Raw genomic sequence first — 22223 nt, 5'->3', positions numbered from 1 at the left:
TCAACCCGTGAAATTTATGTGACATGCCCCGAGAGAAACCCGATGCGCTGTGGCGCGCGATCCATGATAACCTGAACGCGGACATTGCGGCGGCGCGCTATGCGCCCGGTGATAAGCTGCCGACCGAGGCAGCACTCGCGGCGCGGTTTGGCGTCAACCGCCACACGGTGCGCCGCGCGCTTGGCGAACTCTCCGAGGCCGGGGTGATCTTCACCCGGCGCGGCGCGGGCGCGTTCGTGGCGCATCGCCCGACCGATTACCCGATTGGCACGCGGGTGCGCTTTCACCAGAACCTGCGCGCTGCCGGTCGCCTGCCGGCCAAGGAAATTCTGGCCCTCGAGACCCGCGCGGCGGATGCCGCCGAGGCCGAGGCGCTGCGCCTCGCGCCCGGCGCGCAGGTGCATGTCTATGACGGGCTGTCGCTGGCCGACGGGATGCCCGTCGCCACCTTCCGCAGCACCTTTCCAGCCGCCCGGTTCCCGGATCTGCCGCAGGCGCTGCGACGTCTCAAATCGGTGACCGACGCGCTGCGCGAACAGGGGATCGCGGATTACACCCGTGCCTCGACCCGGCTGACCGCGAAACTCGCCAGCCCCACCCAGGCGCTGCATCTGCATCTGAACCCCGGCGCGCCGATCCTGCGCACGACGGCGGTGAACGTCGACCCCAACGGGCAACCCATCGAATACGGGCGCACGTGGTTTGCGGGCGACCGGATCACGCTCACGCTGAGCGACCTGTGATCACGCCTGTGTTGCGCGAAAGATCAGTCGGAGAGCTAAAGCGATGCCGCATGCCCGTCCAAGTTGACAAAATCCTGAACCGACCAGATCATCCGTCAAAAATGATCGGGCAAGGGCAGGACATGGCTACGGTTTTGTGCGTCGGGGATTCCCATATGCGGCTTGCCGGAATCAAGCCGCGTGATGCGCTCTTTCGCTATGAACGAATCAGCCCGACCCGGATTGCCGGTTTCGACAGCGCGTATATCCTAAGTCTTCGCGGCGCGACAGCGGCGGGGCTGCGTCAGAAATCGGATCGCACGGGCAGCTACGCCCGGGTAGCGCGGGCGATCGCGCGGCTTGATCCAGATACCGTCTGTTTCGGGTTCGGGCAGGTGGATGCGGAACTCAGTTGTTACTACATGGCCCTGCGCGATGGTATCTCGCTGGCCGAGGCCACGCGCGCCAAGCGGGCGGCGATGCCGCGCTATCTGCGCAATTGCCTGCGTCTGGCCGAGGGGCGCGGGCTGGTGATCAAGGGGCTGAACACGGTGACGTTGCGCGGCACCGGGGCGCTGCACATGATGCTGCGCGCGAACCTCTGTCCGGCGCTTAATCTGTCAGCGCAAGACCTGTCGCGCTGGCTGCACGAGAACGATGTCACGCTGGCGCGGCATGGGGCGATCAATATCGAGATCGCGACCGCGCTGCGCCGCTCGGCGCACCGCTTTGATTTGCCGTATTTCGATCTGCGCGCGGCGATGGCGAGCGCCGATCATCCGGGCCTGTCACAGCCCCGGTTCTGTGGTCGCGCGCGGGACGTGCATGTGCAGCCGGTGATGCGGATCGAGAGGATGATCGGGAAAGTCCTGTCGCGGCGTGCAGCGCCGACGCGTGCCGCCTGAGGCGGGGCCGGTCGATCTGACATTCAGATGAATGGTGCGGTCGAGAAGACTCGAACTTCCACGGGTGTTACCCCACAGCGACCTCAACGCTGCGCGTCTACCAATTCCGCCACGACCGCACGTGATCAGGTAGGTGCGCGCCGTATAAGCAACCTGATCGGGATTGTGAAGGGGCAAAACCATTGCCCCTCCGGATTTTTTCAGGCCGGTCCGCGCGCTCAGTCGAGCGAGAATGTGGGCAGGGTCGAGGCGGGTTGCACCGTCTCCTCCGGCTTGGGGGCCTGCGCGCCCTTGGACTGGAACGCAGCCTTGCGAATGAGCGAGTTGCGCTCCGAATTGCCCGGTGCAAAGACCGGCTCGGCGCCCTTTTCCACCGCCGTCACCGCGCCGTCATACCACGCGAGTGCCAGATCGGGGCGGCGGGTGGTGCCGAACCCTTCGTTGAGATGGTGACCCATCAATTCGCCATAGGCTTCTTCACCCAGGGCGGTGAGCAACAGGCCAGAGCCGAGAGCCACGTTCATGTTGTCGATCCGGTAGCCCACCGACAGGCAGACCTTAGCGGTGCCCGCCAATTGTGCGGGCGACTGGCCGGATTGCAGCACGAAGCCGCGCACATCGCTGATCACCGCATCGCGCTCGTTGAGCGACAGCGCCGAGACATAATCGCGCATCGCCGGGCCGAAGGCGCGGCACTGATCCTCGAGTTGTTCGGGGGTCACGCCCTTGAGGTTCGCGGCAATGGTCTCGCCCTCGGCGATCGCATAGGTCCGCGCGAGGCAGAATTGCTCGTTCAGGGCAAACCGCGCGTCAGACAGCGAGGCCTCGGTCACAAACCCACCATTGGAATTGGTGATCAGGCTGACCTGGTTGCAATGCGAGGCCAACGACGGTCCGTCGCCGCCCGATGCCATCAGGTTAGGCAGCGCGGACGACGCCGTCTGCGTCTGGGCCTGCGGCTGCGGCTCGGCCTGTGGCACCTGCGCCGCCTGCGGCACGGCGGCCATGACCCGCGACTGACCCTGTGCCTGCGGCACCGGGGCCGCGGCATAGGTCGGCACGCCCACCGCCTCGTCGCGATAGGCATGCAAAAGCCCGCGCGTGCCCTGGCCGCGCTGCGCGATCAACTGCGAGGTGGCGGCCCCGCTGCTCTGCGCCCGGTAGTAGGACGAGATCAGGAACTGCCGCTCGTAATCGGCCAGGTACCCGGTCATCGGATAGCTCATATGGCCCTGAAACTGCGACACGGCGTTGCGCGTGTTGCGTCCGCGCACACCGTCGGGCGTGCCTGCGGGAAAGCCGAAATAGTTCAGCGCGGTCTGCGTCTCGCGGACCTGCTGCCGTTCGACCGTGTTGACCGGGGCGCGATAGACCCGCCGCGTGGTGGTGGTCGTGGTGCGCTTGCGCTCGCGCGCCTTGGCGCTTTCGTTGACGATGATGCCGCTGACCGCGCCGCCGACAAGGCCGCCAACCAGACCATCCGCGAAATCCGCAGCTGCGCGTCCGGCGGGCAGGGCCACACTCGCAGCCAGGGCCGCCATCATAATTCGCTTTGAAACCATCTCTCATCTCCCCTAATCAGGTGCAGCAGAACTTTGAACGACTATACCACATCTTTCCCTTCCGCGTGCATCGAGTCCAGCCTTGACACCCGAAACCCGCATCGAGACCGATCAAAACGGCGTGGAATGGCACATCTCCGCCGGTCTGACCCCCTATCCCGACGCGGTAGAGGCGATGGAGACGCGCGCGGCGCGAATCGCCTCGGGTGACGCCGCCGAGGCGATCTGGCTGCTCGAGCATCCGCCACTCTATACCGCTGGCACCTCGGCCAAGCCTGCCGACCTGACCGATCCCGACCGCTTTCCGGTCTACGCGTCGAAACGCGGCGGGCAGTATACCTATCACGGCCCCGGTCAGCGCGTGGTCTATGTGATGCTCGATGTCGGGCGTCGGGGGCGCGATGTGCGCCGCTTCGTGCAGCAGCTTGAGGCATGGGTGATCGCGACGCTGGATCAATTCAACGTGACCGGTGAGATCCGCGACGGGCGCGTCGGCGTTTGGGTGGCGCGTGACGACAAACCGCTCACCGCCACCGGGGCGCGGCCCGAGGACAAGATCGCCGCCATCGGTATCCGTTTGCGCAAGTGGATCAGCTTTCACGGAATTTCGATCAATGTGGAGCCCGATATCGAGCATTTCACCGGGATCGTGCCCTGTGGCATCACCGAGCACGGCGTCACCAGCCTTGTCGATCTGGGCCTGCCGGTGACGATGGCCGATCTCGACGTGGCGCTGCGACGTAGCTTCGACGGGGCCTTGCCGCCGCCCAAGCTTCCGGGCTGACGCGAGGATCCGCCCTGCGGCAAAGTTGAGCTTGCAACATGGGTCAGCCGATCTATTGTCCTAACAGACTGCAACCAAATCGACAGTGAGGTAGCCCATGAAGACGATGATCGCCGCAACCGCAACTCTGGTGGCGCTCGCCATGCCCGCCCTGGCGCAGGACGCCGCCAAAGGCGAAAAAGAATTCAACAAGTGCAAGGCGTGTCACATGATCGCCTCGGACTCCGAGACCATCGTGAAGGGTGGCAAGATCGGTCCCAACCTTCATGGCGTGATCGGCCGCACCATGGGTAGCGTCGAGGATTTCAAGTATTCCGACGGGCTTCAGGCCAAGGCAGAGGCCGGTGAAGTCTGGACCGAGGAGAACCTTGCCGAATATGTGACCGACCCCAACGACTTCCTCGGAAGCCGCTCCAAGATGACCTTCAAGCTGCGCAAGGGTCAGGAAGACGTCGCCGCCTATCTCGCGACCTTCTCCGAGTAAGCGGGCATATCGCGACAGTGCAAAGGCCGCGCGGCATCCCGCGCGGCCTTTTGCGTTTCGACCGTTTTGCCAGGTGCTGTCACATGCCGGTCACGGCAGGCGCGGCACCCCGGTGCCGATCATCGAATCGCGGGTGACCAGCGCAGCTAGGTCCGCCTCGGTCATCCCATCGGTGCCACGGGGGCGCGCGGGCAGCACGATATAGCGCATGTCGGCAGTGCTGTCATGCACGCGCACCGTCACATGATCGGGCAGGTCGAGACCGAACTCGCGCAGCACGGCGCGCGGCTCACGCACGGCGCGGCTGCGATAGGCGCGGGTCTTGTACCAGTCCGGCGGCAGGCCCAGCAGGTTGCGCGGATAGCACGAACACAGCGTGCACACGATAAGGTTATGGGTGTCTTGGGTGTTCTCCACCGCGATCAGGTGAAGCGGGCCGATATCGAACCCCATCTCGCGGCTCGCCTCCGAGGCATTCTCCAGCAGCCGCGCCTTGAAGGCCGGATCGGTCCAGGCACGGGCCACCACCGCCGCGCCATTGGCGGGACTGCGGGCATCCATCGCGTCAATCTGCGCGGCGATCTCGGCGGGGGTCACATGGCCCTTTTCCACCAGCAACTCGCGCACCGCGATCTCCATGCGTTGCCAATAGCTCAGCGGCGCGTCGTTATCGGCGCGATAGGGATGTCCCGAGGGGCTCAGGCCCTCGGGGTGGACGTGGTCGTGATCGTGATGGTCATGCGGCATGGGCATCCAGCCTTTCCAGCCAGTGGCCATAAAGTTCGGCGTCAAGCGTGTCGTCGGGGGCCTCCGCACGCTCGCCCCACACCTCGGCCATGGTAAAGCGCACGCGGTATAGCGGCTTTTCCTCGGCGGGCAGGCCATAGGCCAGTTGCTCGGGATTGGCGAATCGGCCCAGGGGTCGCTCGATCACACCCTCCTTGCCGCGCAGATACCAGGGTGCCCGCACATGGCCGGGCGGTGTGAGGGTCCTGACGCGCACCCGCTCAGCCATCGCCCTGCGCCTCGCCATAGGTGGGGCCGCGCTGTGCGACCTCGTCCATGCGGCCGGCCAGCTCCTCCAGGCTATAGGCCCCGGCCTCGATCAGGTTCTGGTTCACGGCGGCGATCCAGCGTTCATAGTAGCTCATCGTCTCGAACGCCTCCTCGCCCATGTCCTCAAGCGCGCGGCGCAGCCCGTCGACGGTGAACAACCCCTTTTGACCGCAGAGCACCATGAGCGCGTCGATGCGCTTTTCCCACAGCGCGAAATCATGCCCGTCCATCGGCACAGGCCCTGCGTCCTGTCCGCCCATGTCGTGCCAGCGGCGTCCGTCCCAATCTGTCATGCACAGCAGCCTAGGCATGGCCCGGCGCCCTGTCCAGCCCTAGCCTTGCGCGTTCTCCTCCTCTTCATCGGGGCGGCGCAGGGTGATCTCGCCCGCCGCCTCCAGCCTGCGGATGGCGTTCACCACCTCGGTCATCGCCGCCTCGCCGTCGCGGGGGCGCACGCGGCCCGCCTCCTGCATCTCTTCGCGGATCGCCTCGGCCATGCGCTTGCTCATGTTGGCCAGGATGAACTCCGCCGCCGGGGCCAGCTCACTAGCCTGCGCCCCGGCCAGTGCCGTCACCAGCAGCGGCTGATCGACCTCGCGGGTGATCCGGGGGATGTCGGTGGCAGTCACCCGGTCGGGGATATGCACGAAGGTAAAGATCGCCCGGCGCACCAGTGCCGCGAAATCCTGATCGGTTTCCTCCAGCCCTTCCAGCATCTCGTCGCGGGTGGCCGAGGCCGAATAGTTCAGGATCGCCCCCACGCGTTCCACCGCGCCCTCTGAAAAGGCGACCTCGGGCACGTCATGCAGTTGTGCCGCCAGCGCAAGCCCGATCCGGTCCACCGCCTCGGGGCTGACCGATCCGGTCTGCGAGATGGCATAGGTGATGCGCCGGGCGACCGGCCCTGGCAGGCGGCCCAGCAGGTCAGCGGCGCGCGCCACGTCGAGCTTCGACAGCACCACCGCCGCGACCTCCGCGCTCTCCTCCTCGAGGATCGGCAACAGCGCCTCGGGGGTCGCACCCTGCACCAGATCCCACGGGTCGCCATATTGGCGCACGCCCGCCTCCTTGCGCAGGCGCATCGCGGTTTGCGGGCTGATCCGGCCATCCAGCGCCGAAAGCGCCCCCGCCACCCCGCGTGGAAAGGTCAGGCCCATGCCTTCCAGTTCCTGCGCGAACTCGGCGACGACATCGGCCAGCGTGCCGCGATCCACATAGCGCATCGAGCCCATCTGCGTGGTCAGCCGCGCCTGCAAGCCATCCGGCAGATCGGTCAGCGGCACATCGGTGCCCTCGTTCAGCAAGAACCGCACGATGATCGCCGCCTTTTGCGCGCGGGTCAGATGCGCCGCCGCGCCGCGCCGCGCCGGGGCCTCAATGCGTGCTGGTGGTGCGCCCATGCCTCGATCCCTGTTGCCTGATCCGGCAAGGATCATGCGGCGCAAGGGATGAAGAAATTCTGAACCCGGTCCGGGTTTCTTTTTGGCGAAAATACTCCGGGGGTTTGGGGGCAGCGCCCCCATCCCAAGACCCTGCGTGGCGCAGCCACACCGCTTTTACAAACCCGGTCAGCCCTCGTGTTCGGCGAGGAACTTCTCCGCGTCGAGCGCCGCCATGCAGCCCATACCGGCACTTGTGACCGCCTGTCGGTAGACATGATCGGTCAGGTCACCGGCCGCAAACAGCCCCGGCACCGAGGTCCGAGTGCTGCCCGGCTCGACGCGCACATAGTCGCCGTGATGCATCTCGACCTTGCCCTTCACCAGCTCGCTCGCAGGCGCGTGGCCGATGGCGATGAACACGCCCTTGCAGGGGATCTCGGTGATCTCGCCGGTCTCGACATGGCGCACCCGCACGCCCTCGACGCCCTTGGGATTGTCGTCGCCGAACACCTCGTCGAGCGTGTGGAACCACAGAGGTTCGATCTTGGGGTTCTTCATCAGCCGGTCTTGCAGGATCTTCTCGGCCCGAAGCTCGTCGCGGCGGTGAATCAGCGTCACCTTGGAGGCGAAATTGGTCAGGAACAGCGCCTCTTCTACGGCGGTGTTGCCGCCACCGATCACCACGATCTCCTGCCCGCGATAGAAAAACCCGTCACAGGTGGCGCAGGCCGAAACGCCAAAGCCCTTGAACGCCTCCTCGCTGTCCAGCCCCAGCCATTTCGCGCGCGCGCCGGTGGCGAGGATCACGGCATCGGCCGTATAGGTCGCGCCGCTGTCGCCCTTGGCCACGAAAGGACGGCTCCCGGTGTCCAGCTCAGAGATGATGTCACCCACGATGGCACAGCCCATCGCCTTGGCATGGGCCTCCATCCGCACCATCAGATCGGGGCCCTGCACCTCGGTATCGCCGGGCCAGTTCTCGACCTCGGTGGTGGTGGTCAGCTGCCCGCCCGGCTCGATCCCCTGCACGAGGATCGGCTCAAGCATGGCGCGGGCGGCATAGACCCCGGCGGTATAGCCGGCGGGGCCCGACCCGATGATCAGGCATTTCGTATGGGTGGTCTGGGACATGGAGATTCTCTTCCTGATGATCCGCGATTTCGGGGCTGAGATATAGCGATGCCGGACGCGGGATGTAACCCCGTGCAAAGCGGCATTGCGCCGCCTGCGACCCTTGATTGGGGAAATGATGTTGCGCAAATGCGAAAGATTATTGCGTGTGCCAGCGGCGGTGATATAACATCTGCGAATATCAGGGAGTATGACGACATGGCGGCATCCCGTCTTGATCCGATAGATCGCAAGATACTGGCGGAATTGCAGGCCGATGGCCGGATGACCAATGTGGAACTGGCCAAGCGCGTGGGGATATCGGCCCCGCCCTGCCTGCGCCGGGTGCGCACGCTGGAGGAGCAGGGCTATATCCGCGGCTATCACGCCGAGGTGGATCCGCGCGAATTGGGCTTCGAGGTGCAGGTCTTTGCCATGGTCGGGTTGCAGAGCCAGGCCGAGGCGGACCTCTCGGCGTTCGAGGCGCGTTGCCGGGCGTGGCCGCTGGTGCGCGAATGTCACATGCTCAATGGCGAGGTGGATTTCATCCTCAAATGCGTGGCACCGGATCTGTCGACCTTTCAGCGGTTCCTGACCGAGGAGTTGACCGCCGCCGACAACGTGGCGAGCGTCAAGACCTCACTGGTCATTCGCGGCGCCAAGGATGAGCCCGGCGTGCCGTTCGACATCCTAGAGGCGCGGCTCAGCCAATCGGCCTAGGCGACGTCCAGCGTATCGGGCGTGTCGAGCGGCAGGCGCAGGTGGGCGAGCGGGCCGAAATCCTGCAATGTGTGGATATGTGGAAACAGCGACAGGAAGCGGCGCAGCGTCTCGGCACCGCAGTCGCGGTCGAACCCGGCCCCGGGGTGAAAGCTCTCGACCTCGAGCCCGTTTGCCGTGATCACCGCGTGCCGTCTCAGGCACAGGTGGTAGAGGGTGACGGTCTGGCGGGGAATGACGCAGAACGTGTTCTGGCCATCCGCCATCACATGCGCGGGCGTCAGCACATGATCCGACCCGAGCCGATCCCGCAGGTGGCGCGGACGACCAAGCAGGCGCGCCCCCGGCCCCGCCATCAGATCGGCAAGCGGACGCCCGATGCCAAAGGCGTCGGCCATGATCCGGGTCAGGCGTGGCCCGGTGCCCTGCGCCTGAGGGCGCAGGTCCATCGACCCGATCCATGAGATGGCAAGCGGCCCATGCGCTGCGGTCATCACCTTGTCGCCGGGCAGCAGGTCTTCGATCGCGACCGGCCCCCGGGGCGTCAGGATCAGCGTGCCACGCACGAACGCCGAATGCGCCGCATCAAACAGCGGATGCACCGGAGCCTCCTGCTCGGTTTCCTTGATTTCACCGGACAGGTCGGTCCAGAGACTGCGGTATCGGCGCGTTTTCGGGGCGACAGGAAGCTGTGGCACGCCGACGCGCGGCAGAGCCTCGGCGCGGGGCGACAGGCGGGGGATGGTCATGCTGTGTAACCTTTCACTCAAGGTTGTCACAACCGCGTCGGCCCCCACCGACAACGACAGATGGACAAGATCTGTTCACTTAATGGAAATAGTTTGCGTGCACTTGCGGCTTTGCGTCAAGTTTCCGGGGGTATTGTTCCAGTCTCGCGAATGATCGCGCGAAACATGCCGCTTTGTTCACGGATCATGCGCGGGTTCGCCATATTCCGCCATGTGCCCCCGAATCGCGCAACGGGGCCGCGTTGCGCGACCCCGTTGACCTGTTTGCCTGTAATCCGATCCGCGCTCAGGCGGATTTCACTGCCTTCGGCGGGTGTGCCATCCGCGCGCGCCTCGCCGTTTGGCGGGTGCCACGTGCATAGGGCAGGGCAGGGGCGGCGTCCTTGCTGTGCTTGACCACCGATTTCAACCAACGTGCTTTCATGACCGTATCCTCGTTCTGCTCTGCCCGTCTTGGGGCGCATTGTTTCTCTAATGGCAACTATGCTCGGGTTTTGGGGCCAAGTTTTGACGGCAACGCAGAAAAATCAGGGAAAGCCATAGAATCTGACGCGGACCTGTGCCGATCATTCAAATAATTGATTATATTAAATAAAATACTAATCCTTGTCTTTCATTAGCGACCGACGTCGGGCGGATGCAGCGCCAATGCGGCGAGAATCGTGCCGATCTCGCCCAGATCCCGCCCGATTTCGGCGGCCCGCGCGCTTAGCGGATCAGGCTGTTCAGCAGCACAAAAATCACGCTCGACATCAGCGCGGCGGCGGGCACCGTGATCACCCATGCGGCGATGATGGTCAGGAAATGGCTGCGGCGCACCAGCTTGCGCCGCCGCCGCTCCTCGGGGGCGATGCGCATCGGGTCGGGGCGTGCATTGTTCAGCACCCGCCGCCGCCGCGCCATGTGCCATTCGCGGAAGAACCCCACGCCAAAGACTGCGCCCACGGCGATATGCGTGGAACTCACCGGCAGACCGAGCCAGCTTGCCACGATCACCGTGATCGCCGCCGACAGCGCCACGCAATAGGCGCGCATCGGGTTCAGCTTGGTGATCTGACCGCCGACCATCCGGATCAGCTTGGGCCCGAAAAGAAACAGGCCAAAGGAAATCCCGAAGGCCCCGATCACCATCACCCATGCGGGAATCGAGACCTGACTGGCGACACCGCCCAGGTCCGAGGCATGCACGATCGCCGCCAGCGGCCCCACCGCATTGGCCACGTCATTGGCCCCATGCGCAAACGACAACAGCGCCGCCGACAGAACCAGCGGCATCGCGAACAGCACCTTGACCGATTTATTACGGTTTTCCATACCGCGTGATTTGCGCGCGATCAGCGGGCGGGTGACGACATAAGTCATCAGCCCGAGCGCAAGCCCGATCAGCAGCGCGCTCTGCATGGTGATCGGTAGTATCTTCTTCAGCCCCTTGAGCGCGAGATAGGCGGCAAAGGCCCCGGCCATGATCGCCACAAGGATCGGCACCCAACGCCGGGCGGCGGCGATCTTGTCCTCCTGATAGAGGATGCGGCTCTTGATCAGGGCGAGGAACGCAGCGGCGATCACGCCGCCCAGCACCGGCGAGATCACCCAACTTGCCGCAATCGCACCCATCGTGGGCCAGTTCACCGCCCCCAGCCCGGCCGCGGCGATCCCGGCCCCCATCACGCCGCCCACCACCGAATGCGTGGTCGAGACCGGCGCGCCGACCCAGGTGGCAAGGTTGATCCACAGCGCGGCGCTCAGCAGCGCGGCCATCATTGCCCAGATAAAGGCGCGGGTTTCGGCCACGCTAGCCGGGTCGATGATCCCCTTGGATATGGTCGAGACCACGTCCCCCCCGGCCACCAGCGCACCGGCACTCTCGAAAATCGCGGCGATTGCAATGGCACCGCCCATGCTGAGCGCATTGGCCCCGACCGCCGGGCCCATGTTGTTGGCGACGTCATTGGCCCCGATATTGATCGCCATATAGGCGCCGATCACCGCCGCCGCGATCACCACCATATTGACCGGCGTGGTCCCGAAGAGAAGCGCCGCCGCCAGCCCCGCCATGACCATGAACGCAAGCGCCACGCCCGGCGCCACCAGCGGGCGCGAGATATACGCCGTCGCGTATTCGACCTGAGAAATCTTGTTCAGGTCCTTGTCGACCGTGTTCCATTGCTTGCTGTCAGGTGACCCAGCCACGCGAAACTCCCCGGATGCTGCGCGTCTCGCCTAGGGGGATTGAAGCCTCAGATCAATGGAGTTGGTGCAATTCTGTTACGAAACCGTCACATTTGCCGCAGAATGGCCTGCAGCCCCGGCTCCTGAACCCGGTTCGCGGCTTCTTCGGGGGTAAACCATTGGCGGTCGCGTTCGCCAGCCTCGGGATAGCTGTCTTCCAGCCGGTCAATGCAAACCTTGAACACATGCGCTTCGACGGGGGTCTCGTAGCCCTCGTCGTGGCGCTTGTCATAGTCGAAATGCCCGGCCGGTTCGGCACGCTCGACCCGCGCCTTGACCCCGGCCTCTTCCCACGCTTCCTGCAATGCGGCCTCGACCGCGTTCAGCCCGTCGATAGGCCAGCCCTTGGGCACGATCCAGCGCCCGGTGCCCCGGCTGGTGATCAACAGAACCTGACGCCCCAAAGGGGCATCGCGATAGCAGATCGCGGCCACCTGCAACTGGCGCGGGCGGCGCAAAAGCGGCTGGACCAGATCGGTCCAGGTTTTCATCAAACCTTCGGTCATATTTGTTTCGAACCTGCTCAGGTAAATTTTTGTTATTGATATATAATATAGGGCCAGATCAACAAAATTGCAATTCACCGCCCGGCAGCGTCATTTTCTGGGCTTGGCGCGCAGCGTCGGGTCGGCCTCGCGCGGGTCCTCGGGCCAGGGGTGGCGCGGGTAGCGCCCGCGCATCTCCTTGCGCACCTCCGCATAGGAACTGTCCCAAAAGCCGGGGATATCCGTCGTCGTCTGCACCGGCTTGTGCCCCGGCGACAGCAGCGTGACGCGCAATCGCGTGCCGCCCACCAACGGATGCGTGGTCTGGCCGAACATCTCTTGCAGGCGCAGGGTGATCTCGGGCGGATCAGAGCCATAATCGATCGGTATCCTGCGCCCCAGCGGCGTGGTGAAATGCGCCGGCGCCGCGCGGTCGAGCGCCTGCATCTGCTCCCATGTCAGCCGCGCGCGCAGCGCCTCCAGCATGTCGAAGCGTTTCCAGTCCTGCGCGGACTTGACCCCCTTGAGATAGGGCAACAGCCAGTCCTCCAGCCCCTCCAGCAGGGCTGCGTCGGACAGGTCGGGCAGTCCGTCGATGCTATCGCGGCACAGCATCACCCGAGCCTTGAAACGGCGTGCCGCATCGCTCCAGTTCAGCCCCAGATCGCGCACCCCGTCGAGCATGGCGCGCGCCACCGCCTCGGGCGGGGCCTCCTTCCACTGCCGGTCGTCGAGGATCAGCGTGCCAAAGCGTTCCTGCCGCCGCATCAGCACGCGCCGCTCGCGCCTGTCCCACAGACAGACATCCTGCCAGGCGATCTGATCGGCGAAGAGCGCGCGAATTTCCGCCTCGCTGATCTGCATCGCCTGCCGGATGCGCGCCTCGCGCGGGTCGCCGTCGAGATCCGTCGCCACGATCAGCCGCGCACCCGCCATCGGATCGTCCTCGGGCATGACCGCGCCCTTGCCGCCCGACAGCACATAGCGCGGCGCGTCGCCTTTGCGGCGCAGCCCGATCCGGTCGGGATAGGCCAGCGCGGCGCATTCGGCATCGCTCAGCGGGGGCGTCGCGGGCTTGGCCTGCCGCGCAAGGCGCTTGGCCTCGGTGCGGATGCGCTCCACCGCACCGCGATTGGCGGGATGGGGGGGGCGCTCGGCATAGGCGCGTGGGTCGCGCAGGGCCATGAGGCGGAGCGAGAGATCCACCGGCGCGCCGCGCCCCAACGGGTCGCGATCCGCCAGCAGTGCCGCCATCCACGCGGCGTCGGGCCCTGCGACGGCCAGCATATGCGCGAGGCGCGGGTGTAGCGGCAGGGCGGCCAGCGCGCGCCCGTGATCGGTGATCAGGCCCCGCGCGTCGAGCGCGCCCAGCATCTGCAGCAGCGCCTGCGCCTCGGTAAAACTGCCGGGATTGGGCGGGGTGAGGAACGGCAAATCCGCAGGCCCAGCCCCCCAGAGCGCCAGTTCCAGCGCCAGCCCCGCCAGATCCGCCGCCTCGATCTCGGCGGGCGGAAAGGACTGGAGCGCGCCCTCTTCCCCCTTGGTCCAGAGGCGGTAGCAGACGCCCTCGGCCACGCGCCCGGCCCGGCCCGCGCGCTGCGTGGCCTCGGCGCGGGTCACAGGCTCGGTTACCAGCCGTGACATGCCCGAGCCGGGATTGAACCGCGCCCGCCGTGCCCGACCGCCATCGACCACGACGCGTATATCCTCGATCGTCAGCGAGGTTTCGGCGATGGCGGTGGCCAGCACGATCTTGCGGCCCTGCGTCACCGGCGCGATGGCGGCGCGCTGTGCGGCAAAGTCCATCGCGCCGAAAAGCGGGCGGATCAGGCACTCCGGCGGCACGCGGCCCTTGAGCAAGGCCTCGACCCGCCGGATCTCGCCCTCGCCGGGCAGAAAGACCAGCACGCCGCCCGTCGTCTCCGCCACCGCCTCTGTCACCAGATCGGCGACCCCGTCCTCGAACCGCTGCCCCTTGCGGCGCGGACGGTCGCGCCAGCGGGTTTCGACCGGATAACTGCGGCCCTCCGATGTGATCATCGGCACATCGCCCATCAGCCGTGCCACCGGCCCGGCATCGAGCGTGGCCGACATCGCCAGCAGGATCAGGTCCTCGCGCAGCGCGCCCGCCACTTCGAGGCAGAGCGCCAGACCCAGATCGGCATTGAGCGAGCGTTCGTGAAACTCGTCGAAGATCACCGCGCCGATGCCGGGCAGGTCCGGGTCCGACTGGATCATGCGGGTTAGAATGCCCTCGGTCACCACCTCGATCCGGGTGGCGCGGCTGACCTTCGCCTCGCCCCGGATGCGGTAGCCGACGGTCTCGCCAACGCCTTCGCCCAGGGTCTGCGCCATCCGCTCGGCAGCGGCGCGCGCGGCGAGGCGACGCGGCTCCAGCATCAGGATGCGGCCCGTCACCAGCCCCGCGCGCAGCATCTCCAGCGGAACCACCGTGGTCTTGCCCGCGCCCGGCGGGGCCTGCAACACCGCACGTCCCCGCCCGCGCAATGCGTCGATCAGGGCGGGGATCGCGTCATGGATCGGCAGGGTCCGGGTCATCCCCCGCTTATCCGACAGGTACGCGCGATTGGCCAGAGGGGTGTGTCGGGGTTTCTCTATGGCAAAAATACTCAAATCCCACCGTCTGTGGCCCGCGTTTCGGTTGAGTATTTGGACCATAAAGAAACACGGGGCGCGTGCCCCGGTCTGGACATTCGCGTTCCTCGCAAGGCATGAAGGCGCAACGCAAACAACCTTTCTGGCCGGGCGCATGGATATCACCGAACTGAGCGACAGGATCATCGCGGGCGACCGGCGCGCGCTGGCACGTGCGATCACCCTGATCGAAAGCGGCCGCGCCGATCACCGCGCGCAGGCCGCCGACCTGATGGAGGCGCTGAAAGACACCGGGCGCGAGGCGATGCGCATCGGGCTCTCGGGCACGCCCGGCGTGGGCAAGTCGACCTTCATCGAGAGTTTCGGGATGATGCTGACCGCGCAGGGGCTGCGCGTGGCTGTGCTGGCGGTCGATCCCTCCTCGGCGCGCTCGGGCGGCTCGATCCTCGGCGACAAGACCCGGATGGAACATCTCAGCCGAGACCCGAACGCCTTTATCCGCCCCTCTCCCAGCCGCAGCCATCTGGGCGGCGTCGCCCGGCGCACCCGCGAGACCGTGGCGCTCTGCGAGGCGGCGGGCTTTGACGTGGTACTGATCGAGACCGTGGGCGTGGGCCAGTCCGAGACGGTGGTGGCGGAGATGTCCGATCTCTTCATCCTGCTGCTCGCCCCGGGCGGCGGTGACGAGTTGCAGGGCGTCAAGCGCGGCATCATGGAGATGGCCGATATCATCCTCGTCAACAAGGCCGACGGCGATCTGAAACCGGCGGCGATGCGGACCCGCTCGGACTATGCGGGCGCGCTCCGGCTGTTGCGCAAACGCCCTCAGGACCCCGAGGGATTTCCCAAGGCGATGACCGTCTCGGCCTTGCAGGAAGACGGGTTGCAGACGGCCTGGGATGAGATGCAGGCACTGGTCGACTGGCGCCGCACCGAGCGGCATTTCGCCGCCCGCCGCGCCGCGCAGGCGCGCTACTGGTTCGGCGAAGAGGTGCGTCAGGCGCTGCTCGCCCGGCTGGAGACCGCCGAGGCGCGCGCGCTGATGGAGGACTATGCCGCACGGGTGGCGCGGGGCGACCTGACCCCGGCGGTCGCGGCGGCACAGGTGCTGGACCGGGTGTAGGGGCAGGGAGCAACTGGCCTAGAGCGGACGTTAGATTGAAGCATCTGCGCGGAACAAGGCCGAAGGCCGCCGCGCATCGCCGGGCCGCCCCCCGGCACGGCGATTTGGCTGCAACCTGCGCAGCACTCAGATGTTTTTCGGGCTTGGCAGATATAAAGGTCTGCAGAACAGGCGTTGGATCGCCGTACCGCGGCCCGTCGATGCGCGGCTCACGTCAACGGCAGCTTCAGGCCACTTTCACAGCCACCTGAACCTGATACTACCCCCGGTCTCCGCCCCGGATATAGACGCCCTCGGGCAGGTCGAGCGCCGCGCCGAGATCGCGCAACTGGCTCATCGACAGGGTGATCTTGTGCAATCTGTCGGTGCGCGGATCGTATTGCTCGACCGTCACGCATTCCTCGAAAGCGTTGACGATCACGTCCTCGCCCAAGGGCGCGCTCCCCTCGTCGACAAGGGTGATCACCGTGGCGTCAAAGTCGTGTTCGATGGAAAACATGGGACCACCCTAGCCGCTTGGCGGGTCTTTGCAAGGGGGCAGGTTCGCGGCCCAAAAAGGCTTTGCCGCAGCCCAAACCCTGTTAGAACGGACGGGTGATACGCCATGGGAATGACAGAGGTATGTGATGCGCTGGATTTACGTTCTGGGTCTTGTCGGGCTGATCGGTTGTGTGCCTACGGTCGAGCAGGGCCCGGTCACGCGGCCCGCCCCGCAACAGGCCGCGCCGCAGCCGCCCGCGACCCCGACCCGTGCCAAGGTGCAGCAATTCATGACCGTCGTGCAGCGGGTCGAGCCCATCGCCGAGCGCGAATGCCGGGCCCGCGCGCCGCGCAGCAATTGCGATTTCCGCATCGTGGTGGATGACCGCCCCGGTCAGCCGGTCAACGCCTATCAGACGCTCGACCGCAGCGGCCGCCCGATCCTCGCCTTCACGCTGCCGATGATCGCCTCGGTGCGCAACGCCGATGAGCTGGCCTTTGTCATGGGCCACGAGGCGGCGCATCATATCGCCGGTCACATTCCGCGCCAGCAGCAGAACGCGGCGGCGGGGGCGATCATCCTGGGCGGGCTTGCGGCGCTGACCGGGGCCAGCCAGGGGATCGTCGATCAGGCGGTGGATATCGGCGCGGGCGTCGGCTCGCGCACCTTCTCCAAGGAATTCGAGCTGGAGGCCGATGCCATGGGCACGGTGATCACGCATCGCGCGGGCTACAGCCCGTTGCGCGGGGTCGAGTTCTTTTCGCAGATCCCCGATCCGGGCAACCGGTTCCTGGGCACCCATCCGCCCAACGCGCAGCGCGTGGCGACGGTGCGCCGGGTGGCGGCCGGGCTCTGATCCATGCGGCAATTGAAGGCGGTGCTGAGCGACCGGGGATCGAGTTACGCGGTCTCGGGCGGCGCGGCGCGCGACCGGGCCGAGGTCGACGATTTTCTCAAGGCGCTCAAGCGTGACAAGAAATTCGCCCGCGCCACGCATAACACCTGGGCGGTGCTGTTGTCGGACGGCACCCCGCTCAAGGGCGATGATGGCGAGGCCGGGGCGGGACAAGTGATCCTGCGCATGTTGGAACGTGAAGGCCTGCATGATCACGTGATCGTGGTCACGCGCTGGTATGGCGGGAAAAAGCTCGGGGGCGACCGGTTTCGCCATGTGCAGGACTGCGTGCGCGCCTATCTCGACGCGGCGAGCGTTTGACGCAGATCAAGGCATGCGAGCGCCGCGTCAGGCAGGCTGTCTCCGAGAAAACAGGAGATATGGCATGCAAGGCACCAGCACACTCAAACGGCACGCCGATCTGGTGGATCGGATGGCGAATACGCAAGGCGTTGATCTTGAAGAGAGAATGATGGCGGGCAAGATATTGCCCGATGATCTGAGCGATGCGGTTCTGGCCTGCACCGGCTGCGCCAATCCCGAGGCCTGCGAGCATTGGCTTGCGCGCAACGAGACGGCAGAGCAGACGCCCGACTACTGCCGCAACGCGGATCTGTTTGGACGGTTGAAGCTGGGTGGACACGCCTGATCCGTCTGGATCGTCACGAACCTCACGGACGCGACATCACCCCGCCGGATCACATCCCGGCGGAGAGGGCGGTTGCGATCCCGAAGAAGAAACAGGCGCTGGCCACCGCGACGAAGAGGTGCCAGATCGCATTGGCAAACCGCAGGTTTTCCCAAGCGTAGAACACCACGCCGCCGGTATAGAGCAGCCCGCCCGCCAGAAGAAGCCCGAGGCTTTGGCCCGGCAGCACCGCGGAAAGCGGGATGAACAGCGCCAGACCGATCCAGCCAAGCGCCACATAGGGCAGCCATCCGGTGGTCATCTGACCGGGTTTCGCGCGGATCTTGGTCACCGCGCCGAAGAGGGCCAGCACCCAGACCAGCGCCAGGATGACATAGCCGAAGGCGGTGCCCAACAGCACGCTGAGCGGGGTGAAGGTGCCCGCGATCTTGACGTAGATCGCCGCGTGATCGAGGCGGCGCAGGATCGGTCGCGCGGCGGTATGGGCATAGAGGTGGTAGGCCGCCGAGGCCACCAGCATCAGCAAAAGCGTGCCGGAATAGACGATGGTCGAGGCTAGCGTCACCCCGTCCATGCGCAGCGCCCACATCGCGAACAGCAATGAAACCCCGGTGATCGCGGTGATCACCCCCGCGATATGAACCGCGCCATCGGCGACACGCTCGGCCTTTGAATACTCGGGATAGGACATGTCGATCATGCCTCCATAATGAGCCCCAAACCTTAACACTTCAAGAATGCCCGAGAATTTCGTCAATCACAGGGTGACGTTGGGGCAATTGCGGCGCTCGCGGGCCAGATGCCGCGCATAGAGGCGCGGCGCGAGGATGCGCTCATAGACCAGATGCGCGACCTGCCGAAGCCCCGGCAGCGCCACCACCCGGGCAATCCAGCGATAGCGGGGCAGGGCCCGCCAGAGGGCGATGAACGCGTCAACGCCTGACAGAACCTGCCCCGCCTCGCGCACATGCAACCGGCGCGCGGCCTCGTTCGCGCCGATCCCCCAATCCGCCAGATCGCGGCGGTTGAGGTCGTGGAACGTCACCGGCAGGTCGCGGGTCCGGGCATAGCCTGCGTAATGGTCGATCTCGGCCCGGCAGACTGGGCAGCGCGCGTTGTAAAGGACTTCGGTGAGCGGTGGCATGGTCCCTCCTGTGCTGTCCAAAGACCTAGGGCCCGATGCTCGTCTGGCCAGAGTCCAGGCGGCACCACGGCCGGGCTTTGAGTCACATCTCCGAGTTTTGTCAAACTTTTGCTGGCAAATCGTCATTTGCCTTTGCTATTGGTTGCAAGGCCGGGGGGCATCACATCGGGAGCGTGCGGAATGACGCGTGTTTTTGCCATTGCCCTTGGGCTTTGCATCGGGCTGGTCACTGCGGCGCAAGCCGAAGGCCGTTACAAGATCGGCTATGGGCTGATCCTCACCAATGATTTGATCGGCGACACCAAGGATCGCTGGCGCACCGGCTCTGTCGCATCAAGCCGGGTCTGGGCCGATGGCTGGCAAGGGCAAGCGCCAACTGGCTTCGGCGACCTGCTGGAGTTCCGCTTCAATGCCGAGATCATATCGCCCGAAAGCATCGGCGCACCCGCACCCAATGACCGGCCCTTCGCCGGGGCGCTCAGCTTCGGCTTGCACACGCATTTCGAACGCGCAGCTGTGGAATACGCGCTGGGTGGTGATCTCGTCATCACCGGATCGCAGACCGGGCTTGGGGATTTCCAGGACTTCCTGCACGGCCTGGTGGGCGCGACAGAGCGGGGCCCGGCCACCCGACAGAACCAGATCGGCAACGAGTTCCGCCCCTCGGGCGTATTCGAGATGGGGCGCGAGTTCACCCTTGGCGCGGTGCGCATCCGCCCCTTCGCCGAGGCCCGCCTCGGGATCGAGGATCTAGTGCGCGCCGGGGCGGATATCACCATCGGCTCGCTCACCCGCGATGAGCTGATGGTCCGCGAACCGGTGACCGGTCAGCGCTACCGCGTGGTGCGCGAGGACCGGCCCGGCACCGCCTTCATCCTCGGTGGCGACATCGCCTATGTCGATGACAGCGAGTTTCTGCCCGCGCGCAGCGGTGTGTCCGTCACCGAAGGCCGCACCCGCCTGCGCGGCGGCGTGCATTGGGAGGGGGCCAAGGGCGGCTCGCTCTTCTACGGCGTGACATGGCTGAGCGAGGAATTCGACCAGCAACCCGAAAGCCAGGTCGTCGGCTCTGTGCAGTTCAGGTTGCGCTTCTGAAGAAAATTCCCGTGGGGGGTTTTCAGGGTGATTCGCCTTTGCTACGCTGACAACAATAAAAAAAGACAAGAGGCAGGCAGTCAGAGATATGGGAACGGGCTATAAAGGCACGTTCGTCATCTCCTGGTCGCAAACAGATCTGGATGGAGTGTCGGGCGCATCTGTGCGGTCGCTTTCGGTAGGGCAGACGTGGCTCTGGCGCGGCGATGTGGTGTGCGTGGACGGACCAAATGAGCTTTTGCGCCTGGATATGGCGGAGGGAGATGCCGTGAACCGCAAACGTGCGGCACGGATGGTGCGGCGCCTTGTCGGGGCCGCGATGAGCAACACATGCGATCTGGGCGCGGTCGACGTGCCCGAGCCGATCATGGACACCGGCTTTGTCGTCACCGACGGCTTGCGCAGCTACACCGTGACGATCATCGAGGTGGCGGGCGATGCGCCGCCGCTCCTGATGTTCCTTGACGAGATTCCGCCGCGCGACACCGAGATGTGGATCGTGCATCACTCGCTCGAAGGGATGCGCGGTGCCTCGACCGGACCGGCGAGCGGCGGGGTGATCTGTTTCACCCCCGGCACACGGATCGAAACCCCCGAAGGCCCCCGCCTGATCGAGGAACTGCGCGAGGGCGACCGGGTGCAGACCCGCGACAGCGGCGCGCAGGATATCCAGTGGATCGGCAGTCGCCGGATGACCGGGGCGCGGCTCTTTGCCATGCCCAAGCTGCGGCCGATCCGTCTCGGCCCCGGTGCAATCGGGATCGACCGCCCCGATGCCGCGCTGCTGGTCAGCCCCGAGCACCGCCTGCTGGTGCGCGGCGACGTGGCGCGCGCGCTCTTCAACACGCCCGAAGTGCTGGTGATGGCGCGCGATCTGGTCAATAACGACACGGTGTCGGTCGATCTCGCCTCGCGCGAGGTGACCTATATCCACCTGCTCCTGCCCAGTCATCAGATCATCTGGGCCAATGGCGTGGAGACCGAAAGCTTTCACCCCGCCAGCACCGCCCTCTCGACGCTGAGCGATGACGACCGGGCGCGTCTGCTGGAGATCAATCCAAACCTCGAATACGAGCCGCATGTCTATGGCGGCTATGCGCGGCGGTGCCTGAACGGGTCCGAGGCCGCGATCCTCGCGCATGAGGCGGCGTGACGGGGCAGTCGGGGCGCGGAGCCCGTCATGTGCGCCTTCAGCGTTCCGCGCGCACCGGTGAGCGTTGTTCGCCGAGCCCCGAGATGCGCAGCACCATCTCGTCGCCATCCTTGAGAAAGCGCTGCGGCGTGTGCCCCATGCCCACGCCCGGCGGGGTGCCGGTGGCGATGACATCGCCCGGTTCCAGCATCATCAATTCGCTGAGATAGGACACGATCCGCGCCACCGAAAAGATCATCCGCCCGCTATTGCCGCTCTGCATCCGCTCGCCGTTCACGTCGACCGACAGGTCGAGCGCCTGCACGTCGCCCGCGGTATCGGGCGTCACCAGCCACGGCCCCATCGGCGCGAAGGTGTCGCAGCTCTTGCCCTTGGTCCACTGACCCGAACGCTCAAGCTGAAATTCACGCTCCGACACGTCGTTGACGATGGTATAGCCCGCCACATGGCGCAGCGCCTGCGCCTCGGTCACGTATTTCGCGCGGCGACCGATGACGATGCCCAGTTCGACCTCCCAGTCACCCTTCTGCGAGCCACGCGGCAGGATCACCGGATCATGCGGCCCGTTGATCGCCGAGGTCGCCTTGAGGAACACCACCGGGTCCTCGGGCGGCTCGACCCCAAGTTCGGCGGCGTGATCGGAGTAATTGAGCCCGATGCAGACCAGCTTGCCAACCTGCCCCACCGGCGGCCCGATGCGTGGAGTGCCCGGCACCAGCGGCAGGCTCTGCGGGTTGATTCGGGGCAAATCGGCCATGACGGGGCCCGCCAGATCGGGCACCACGCCGCTGAGGTCGCGCAACTGTCCCTCGGCATCCAGCACCGCGGGCCGTTCATGCCCGGCCTCACCATATCTCACGAACCGCATGGTCTGCCCCC

26 protein-coding genes and 1 tRNA gene are annotated in these 22223 nt (G+C 65.8%); 11 read left to right on the top strand and 16 right to left on the bottom strand.

Features of this window, described 5'->3' with window-relative positions; translation table 11 throughout:
- Positions 1 to 23: 23 nt before the first annotated feature.
- A complete protein-coding gene (phnF, locus tag PVU19_RS18350) occupies positions 24 to 743 on the top strand; it encodes a phosphonate metabolism transcriptional regulator PhnF (protein WP_050661719.1) in 720 nt (239 codons plus the stop codon).
- A 155-nt stretch (positions 744 to 898) separates the two neighbouring features.
- Positions 899 to 1627 carry a hypothetical protein gene (locus tag PVU19_RS18345; protein ID WP_050661718.1) on the top strand — a complete coding sequence of 243 codons (729 nt, stop codon included), beginning with the start codon at positions 899 to 901 and terminating at the stop codon, positions 1625 to 1627.
- A 32-nt stretch (positions 1628 to 1659) separates the two neighbouring features.
- Here the strand turns inward: PVU19_RS18345 and PVU19_RS18340 are convergent.
- Both PVU19_RS18340 and PVU19_RS18335 read right to left on the bottom strand, forming a co-directional pair.
- A tRNA-Leu gene (locus PVU19_RS18340) sits at positions 1660 to 1746 on the bottom strand.
- A 99-nt stretch (positions 1747 to 1845) separates the two neighbouring features.
- A complete protein-coding gene (locus PVU19_RS18335; protein WP_235575677.1) occupies positions 1846 to 3168 on the bottom strand; it encodes a peptidoglycan-binding domain-containing protein in 1323 nt (440 codons plus the stop codon).
- Between the two features lie 142 nt (positions 3169 to 3310).
- Between PVU19_RS18335 and lipB the strand changes: the two genes are divergently transcribed.
- Together lipB and PVU19_RS18325 are read left to right on the top strand one after the other, a co-directional pair.
- The gene (gene lipB, locus PVU19_RS18330; protein WP_050661751.1) at positions 3311 to 3973 is read left to right on the top strand and encodes a lipoyl(octanoyl) transferase LipB; all 663 of its coding nucleotides are present in this window, start codon (positions 3311 to 3313) and stop codon (positions 3971 to 3973) included.
- 97 nt (positions 3974 to 4070) lie between these two features.
- Positions 4071 to 4457, top strand: a complete 387-nt coding sequence (locus tag PVU19_RS18325) for a c-type cytochrome (RefSeq protein WP_050661716.1) — start codon at positions 4071 to 4073, stop codon at positions 4455 to 4457.
- Between the two features lie 90 nt (positions 4458 to 4547).
- Here the strand turns inward: PVU19_RS18325 and nthA are convergent, their stop codons facing one another.
- From nthA to trxB, 5 genes are all read right to left on the bottom strand, one after another.
- Entirely contained in the window at positions 4548 to 5204 is a 657-nt protein-coding gene (gene nthA / locus PVU19_RS18320; RefSeq protein ID WP_050661750.1) for a nitrile hydratase subunit alpha, read from the bottom strand.
- A complete protein-coding gene (locus tag PVU19_RS18315; RefSeq protein WP_050661715.1) occupies positions 5194 to 5472 on the bottom strand; it encodes an SH3-like domain-containing protein in 279 nt (92 codons plus the stop codon). The genes nthA and PVU19_RS18315 overlap by 11 nt, the downstream gene beginning before the upstream one ends.
- Entirely contained in the window at positions 5465 to 5806 is a 342-nt protein-coding gene (locus tag PVU19_RS18310; protein WP_050661714.1) for an SH3-like domain-containing protein, read from the bottom strand. Before PVU19_RS18310 ends, PVU19_RS18315 begins: the two co-directional genes overlap by 8 nt.
- Before the next feature lie 39 nt (positions 5807 to 5845).
- Complete coding sequence (locus PVU19_RS18305) at positions 5846 to 6913, bottom strand: flagellar motor switch protein FliG (protein ID WP_050661713.1); 1068 nt, start codon at positions 6911 to 6913, stop codon at positions 5846 to 5848.
- Positions 6914 to 7081: 168 nt separating this feature from the next.
- Positions 7082 to 8026, bottom strand: coding sequence for a thioredoxin-disulfide reductase (gene trxB / locus PVU19_RS18300; RefSeq protein ID WP_050661712.1), 945 nt, complete (start codon positions 8024 to 8026; stop codon positions 7082 to 7084).
- A 198-nt stretch (positions 8027 to 8224) separates the two neighbouring features.
- On the opposite strand from trxB, the gene PVU19_RS18295 reads away from it, so the two are divergent.
- Positions 8225 to 8725, top strand: a complete 501-nt coding sequence (locus tag PVU19_RS18295; RefSeq protein WP_050661711.1) for an Lrp/AsnC family transcriptional regulator — start codon at positions 8225 to 8227, stop codon at positions 8723 to 8725.
- On the opposite strand, the gene PVU19_RS18290 is transcribed toward PVU19_RS18295, so the two are convergent.
- The 5 genes from PVU19_RS18290 to hrpB form a co-directional block, all read right to left on the bottom strand.
- The gene (locus PVU19_RS18290) at positions 8722 to 9474 is read right to left on the bottom strand and encodes a Hint domain-containing protein (RefSeq protein ID WP_050661710.1); all 753 of its coding nucleotides are present in this window, start codon (positions 9472 to 9474) and stop codon (positions 8722 to 8724) included. The two genes, PVU19_RS18295 and PVU19_RS18290, sit on opposite strands and share 4 nt — an antisense overlap.
- Positions 9475 to 9760: 286 nt before the next feature.
- On the bottom strand, positions 9761 to 9898 hold the full coding sequence (locus tag PVU19_RS18285) for a hypothetical protein (protein WP_162838252.1): 138 nt from the start codon (positions 9896 to 9898) through the stop codon (positions 9761 to 9763).
- A 284-nt stretch (positions 9899 to 10182) separates the two neighbouring features.
- The gene (locus tag PVU19_RS18280; RefSeq protein WP_050661709.1) at positions 10183 to 11664 is read right to left on the bottom strand and encodes an inorganic phosphate transporter; all 1482 of its coding nucleotides are present in this window, start codon (positions 11662 to 11664) and stop codon (positions 10183 to 10185) included.
- A gap of 86 nt (positions 11665 to 11750) precedes the next feature.
- Positions 11751 to 12194 carry an NUDIX hydrolase gene (locus tag PVU19_RS18275; protein ID WP_274789836.1) on the bottom strand — a complete coding sequence of 148 codons (444 nt, stop codon included), beginning with the start codon at positions 12192 to 12194 and terminating at the stop codon, positions 11751 to 11753.
- Between the two features lie 105 nt (positions 12195 to 12299).
- Positions 12300 to 14747 (bottom strand): ATP-dependent helicase HrpB, encoded by a 2448-nt coding sequence (gene hrpB / locus PVU19_RS18270; RefSeq protein ID WP_050661707.1) that lies wholly within the window; start codon positions 14745 to 14747, stop codon positions 12300 to 12302.
- A gap of 211 nt (positions 14748 to 14958) precedes the next feature.
- On the opposite strand from hrpB, the gene meaB reads away from it, so the two are divergent.
- Positions 14959 to 15927: a methylmalonyl Co-A mutase-associated GTPase MeaB gene (gene meaB, locus PVU19_RS18265; RefSeq protein WP_050661706.1), complete on the top strand. Its 969-nt coding sequence runs from the start codon at positions 14959 to 14961 to the stop codon at positions 15925 to 15927.
- A 259-nt stretch (positions 15928 to 16186) separates the two neighbouring features.
- On the opposite strand, the gene PVU19_RS18260 is transcribed toward meaB, so the two are convergent.
- On the bottom strand, positions 16187 to 16426 hold the full coding sequence (locus tag PVU19_RS18260; protein ID WP_050661705.1) for a hypothetical protein: 240 nt from the start codon (positions 16424 to 16426) through the stop codon (positions 16187 to 16189).
- 127 nt (positions 16427 to 16553) lie between these two features.
- Here PVU19_RS18260 and PVU19_RS18255 point away from each other — a divergent pair, with 127 nt between their 5' ends.
- From PVU19_RS18255 to PVU19_RS18245, 3 genes are all read left to right on the top strand, one after another.
- Positions 16554 to 17264, top strand: coding sequence for a M48 family metallopeptidase (locus PVU19_RS18255; RefSeq protein WP_050661704.1), 711 nt, complete (start codon positions 16554 to 16556; stop codon positions 17262 to 17264).
- A 3-nt stretch (positions 17265 to 17267) separates the two neighbouring features.
- On the top strand, positions 17268 to 17624 hold the full coding sequence (locus PVU19_RS18250) for a YigZ family protein (RefSeq protein WP_050661703.1): 357 nt from the start codon (positions 17268 to 17270) through the stop codon (positions 17622 to 17624).
- A 64-nt stretch (positions 17625 to 17688) separates the two neighbouring features.
- Complete coding sequence (locus PVU19_RS18245; protein WP_050661702.1) at positions 17689 to 17952, top strand: DUF6455 family protein; 264 nt, start codon at positions 17689 to 17691, stop codon at positions 17950 to 17952.
- Between the two features lie 49 nt (positions 17953 to 18001).
- Here PVU19_RS18245 and trhA read toward each other — a convergent pair whose 3' ends face one another.
- Positions 18002 to 18652: a PAQR family membrane homeostasis protein TrhA gene (gene trhA / locus PVU19_RS18240; RefSeq protein WP_050661701.1), complete on the bottom strand. Its 651-nt coding sequence runs from the start codon at positions 18650 to 18652 to the stop codon at positions 18002 to 18004.
- Positions 18653 to 18709: 57 nt separating this feature from the next.
- A complete protein-coding gene (locus PVU19_RS18235) occupies positions 18710 to 19096 on the bottom strand; it encodes a thiol-disulfide oxidoreductase DCC family protein (RefSeq protein WP_050661700.1) in 387 nt (128 codons plus the stop codon).
- A gap of 180 nt (positions 19097 to 19276) precedes the next feature.
- Here PVU19_RS18235 and PVU19_RS18230 point away from each other — a divergent pair, with 180 nt between their 5' ends.
- Both PVU19_RS18230 and PVU19_RS18225 read left to right on the top strand, forming a co-directional pair.
- Positions 19277 to 20191 carry a lipid A-modifier LpxR family protein gene (locus PVU19_RS18230; protein ID WP_050661699.1) on the top strand — a complete coding sequence of 305 codons (915 nt, stop codon included), beginning with the start codon at positions 19277 to 19279 and terminating at the stop codon, positions 20189 to 20191.
- A gap of 88 nt (positions 20192 to 20279) precedes the next feature.
- Entirely contained in the window at positions 20280 to 21344 is a 1065-nt protein-coding gene (locus PVU19_RS18225; RefSeq protein ID WP_050661698.1) for a Hint domain-containing protein, read from the top strand.
- Positions 21345 to 21381: 37 nt separating this feature from the next.
- On the opposite strand, the gene PVU19_RS18220 is transcribed toward PVU19_RS18225, so the two are convergent.
- Positions 21382 to 22212 (bottom strand): fumarylacetoacetate hydrolase family protein, encoded by an 831-nt coding sequence (locus PVU19_RS18220; RefSeq protein WP_050661697.1) that lies wholly within the window; start codon positions 22210 to 22212, stop codon positions 21382 to 21384.
- Positions 22213 to 22223: the final 11 nt, after the last annotated feature.

Source organism: Roseovarius tolerans, from assembly GCF_028885395.1.
Taxonomy (GTDB): domain Bacteria; phylum Pseudomonadota; class Alphaproteobacteria; order Rhodobacterales; family Rhodobacteraceae; genus Roseovarius; species Roseovarius tolerans.
This window is presented reverse-complemented; position numbering and strand designations above follow the sequence as displayed.

What these genes read in the sequence shown, in the direction of transcription:
- hrpB (WP_050661707.1), bottom strand. Translation starts at nt 14,747, where the DNA reads ATGACCCGGACCCTGCCGATCCATGACGCGATCCCCGCCCTGATCGAC.
- meaB (WP_050661706.1), top strand. Translation starts at nt 14,959, where the DNA reads ATGGATATCACCGAACTGAGCGACAGGATCATCGCGGGCGACCGGCGC.
- PVU19_RS18230 (WP_050661699.1), top strand. Translation starts at nt 19,277, where the DNA reads ATGACGCGTGTTTTTGCCATTGCCCTTGGGCTTTGCATCGGGCTGGTC.
- phnF (WP_050661719.1), top strand. Translation starts at nt 24, where the DNA reads ATGCCCCGAGAGAAACCCGATGCGCTGTGGCGCGCGATCCATGATAAC.
- PVU19_RS18335 (WP_235575677.1), bottom strand. Translation starts at nt 3,168, where the DNA reads ATGGCGGCCCTGGCTGCGAGTGTGGCCCTGCCCGCCGGACGCGCAGCT.
- PVU19_RS18235 (WP_050661700.1), bottom strand. Translation starts at nt 19,096, where the DNA reads ATGCCACCGCTCACCGAAGTCCTTTACAACGCGCGCTGCCCAGTCTGC.
- PVU19_RS18315 (WP_050661715.1), bottom strand. Translation starts at nt 5,472, where the DNA reads ATGGCTGAGCGGGTGCGCGTCAGGACCCTCACACCGCCCGGCCATGTG.
- PVU19_RS18345 (WP_050661718.1), top strand. Translation starts at nt 899, where the DNA reads ATGCGGCTTGCCGGAATCAAGCCGCGTGATGCGCTCTTTCGCTATGAA.
- PVU19_RS18275 (WP_274789836.1), bottom strand. Translation starts at nt 12,194, where the DNA reads ATGAAAACCTGGACCGATCTGGTCCAGCCGCTTTTGCGCCGCCCGCGC.
- PVU19_RS18225 (WP_050661698.1), top strand. Translation starts at nt 20,280, where the DNA reads ATGGGAACGGGCTATAAAGGCACGTTCGTCATCTCCTGGTCGCAAACA.
- PVU19_RS18290 (WP_050661710.1), bottom strand. Translation starts at nt 9,474, where the DNA reads ATGACCATCCCCCGCCTGTCGCCCCGCGCCGAGGCTCTGCCGCGCGTC.
- PVU19_RS18310 (WP_050661714.1), bottom strand. Translation starts at nt 5,806, where the DNA reads ATGACAGATTGGGACGGACGCCGCTGGCACGACATGGGCGGACAGGAC.
- trhA (WP_050661701.1), bottom strand. Translation starts at nt 18,652, where the DNA reads ATGATCGACATGTCCTATCCCGAGTATTCAAAGGCCGAGCGTGTCGCC.
- PVU19_RS18245 (WP_050661702.1), top strand. Translation starts at nt 17,689, where the DNA reads ATGCAAGGCACCAGCACACTCAAACGGCACGCCGATCTGGTGGATCGG.
- PVU19_RS18295 (WP_050661711.1), top strand. Translation starts at nt 8,225, where the DNA reads ATGGCGGCATCCCGTCTTGATCCGATAGATCGCAAGATACTGGCGGAA.
- nthA (WP_050661750.1), bottom strand. Translation starts at nt 5,204, where the DNA reads ATGCCGCATGACCATCACGATCACGACCACGTCCACCCCGAGGGCCTG.
- PVU19_RS18260 (WP_050661705.1), bottom strand. Translation starts at nt 16,426, where the DNA reads ATGTTTTCCATCGAACACGACTTTGACGCCACGGTGATCACCCTTGTC.
- PVU19_RS18220 (WP_050661697.1), bottom strand. Translation starts at nt 22,212, where the DNA reads ATGCGGTTCGTGAGATATGGTGAGGCCGGGCATGAACGGCCCGCGGTG.
- PVU19_RS18250 (WP_050661703.1), top strand. Translation starts at nt 17,268, where the DNA reads ATGCGGCAATTGAAGGCGGTGCTGAGCGACCGGGGATCGAGTTACGCG.
- PVU19_RS18255 (WP_050661704.1), top strand. Translation starts at nt 16,554, where the DNA reads ATGCGCTGGATTTACGTTCTGGGTCTTGTCGGGCTGATCGGTTGTGTG.
- PVU19_RS18305 (WP_050661713.1), bottom strand. Translation starts at nt 6,913, where the DNA reads ATGGGCGCACCACCAGCACGCATTGAGGCCCCGGCGCGGCGCGGCGCG.
- PVU19_RS18285 (WP_162838252.1), bottom strand. Translation starts at nt 9,898, where the DNA reads ATGAAAGCACGTTGGTTGAAATCGGTGGTCAAGCACAGCAAGGACGCC.
- trxB (WP_050661712.1), bottom strand. Translation starts at nt 8,026, where the DNA reads ATGTCCCAGACCACCCATACGAAATGCCTGATCATCGGGTCGGGCCCC.
- PVU19_RS18325 (WP_050661716.1), top strand. Translation starts at nt 4,071, where the DNA reads ATGAAGACGATGATCGCCGCAACCGCAACTCTGGTGGCGCTCGCCATG.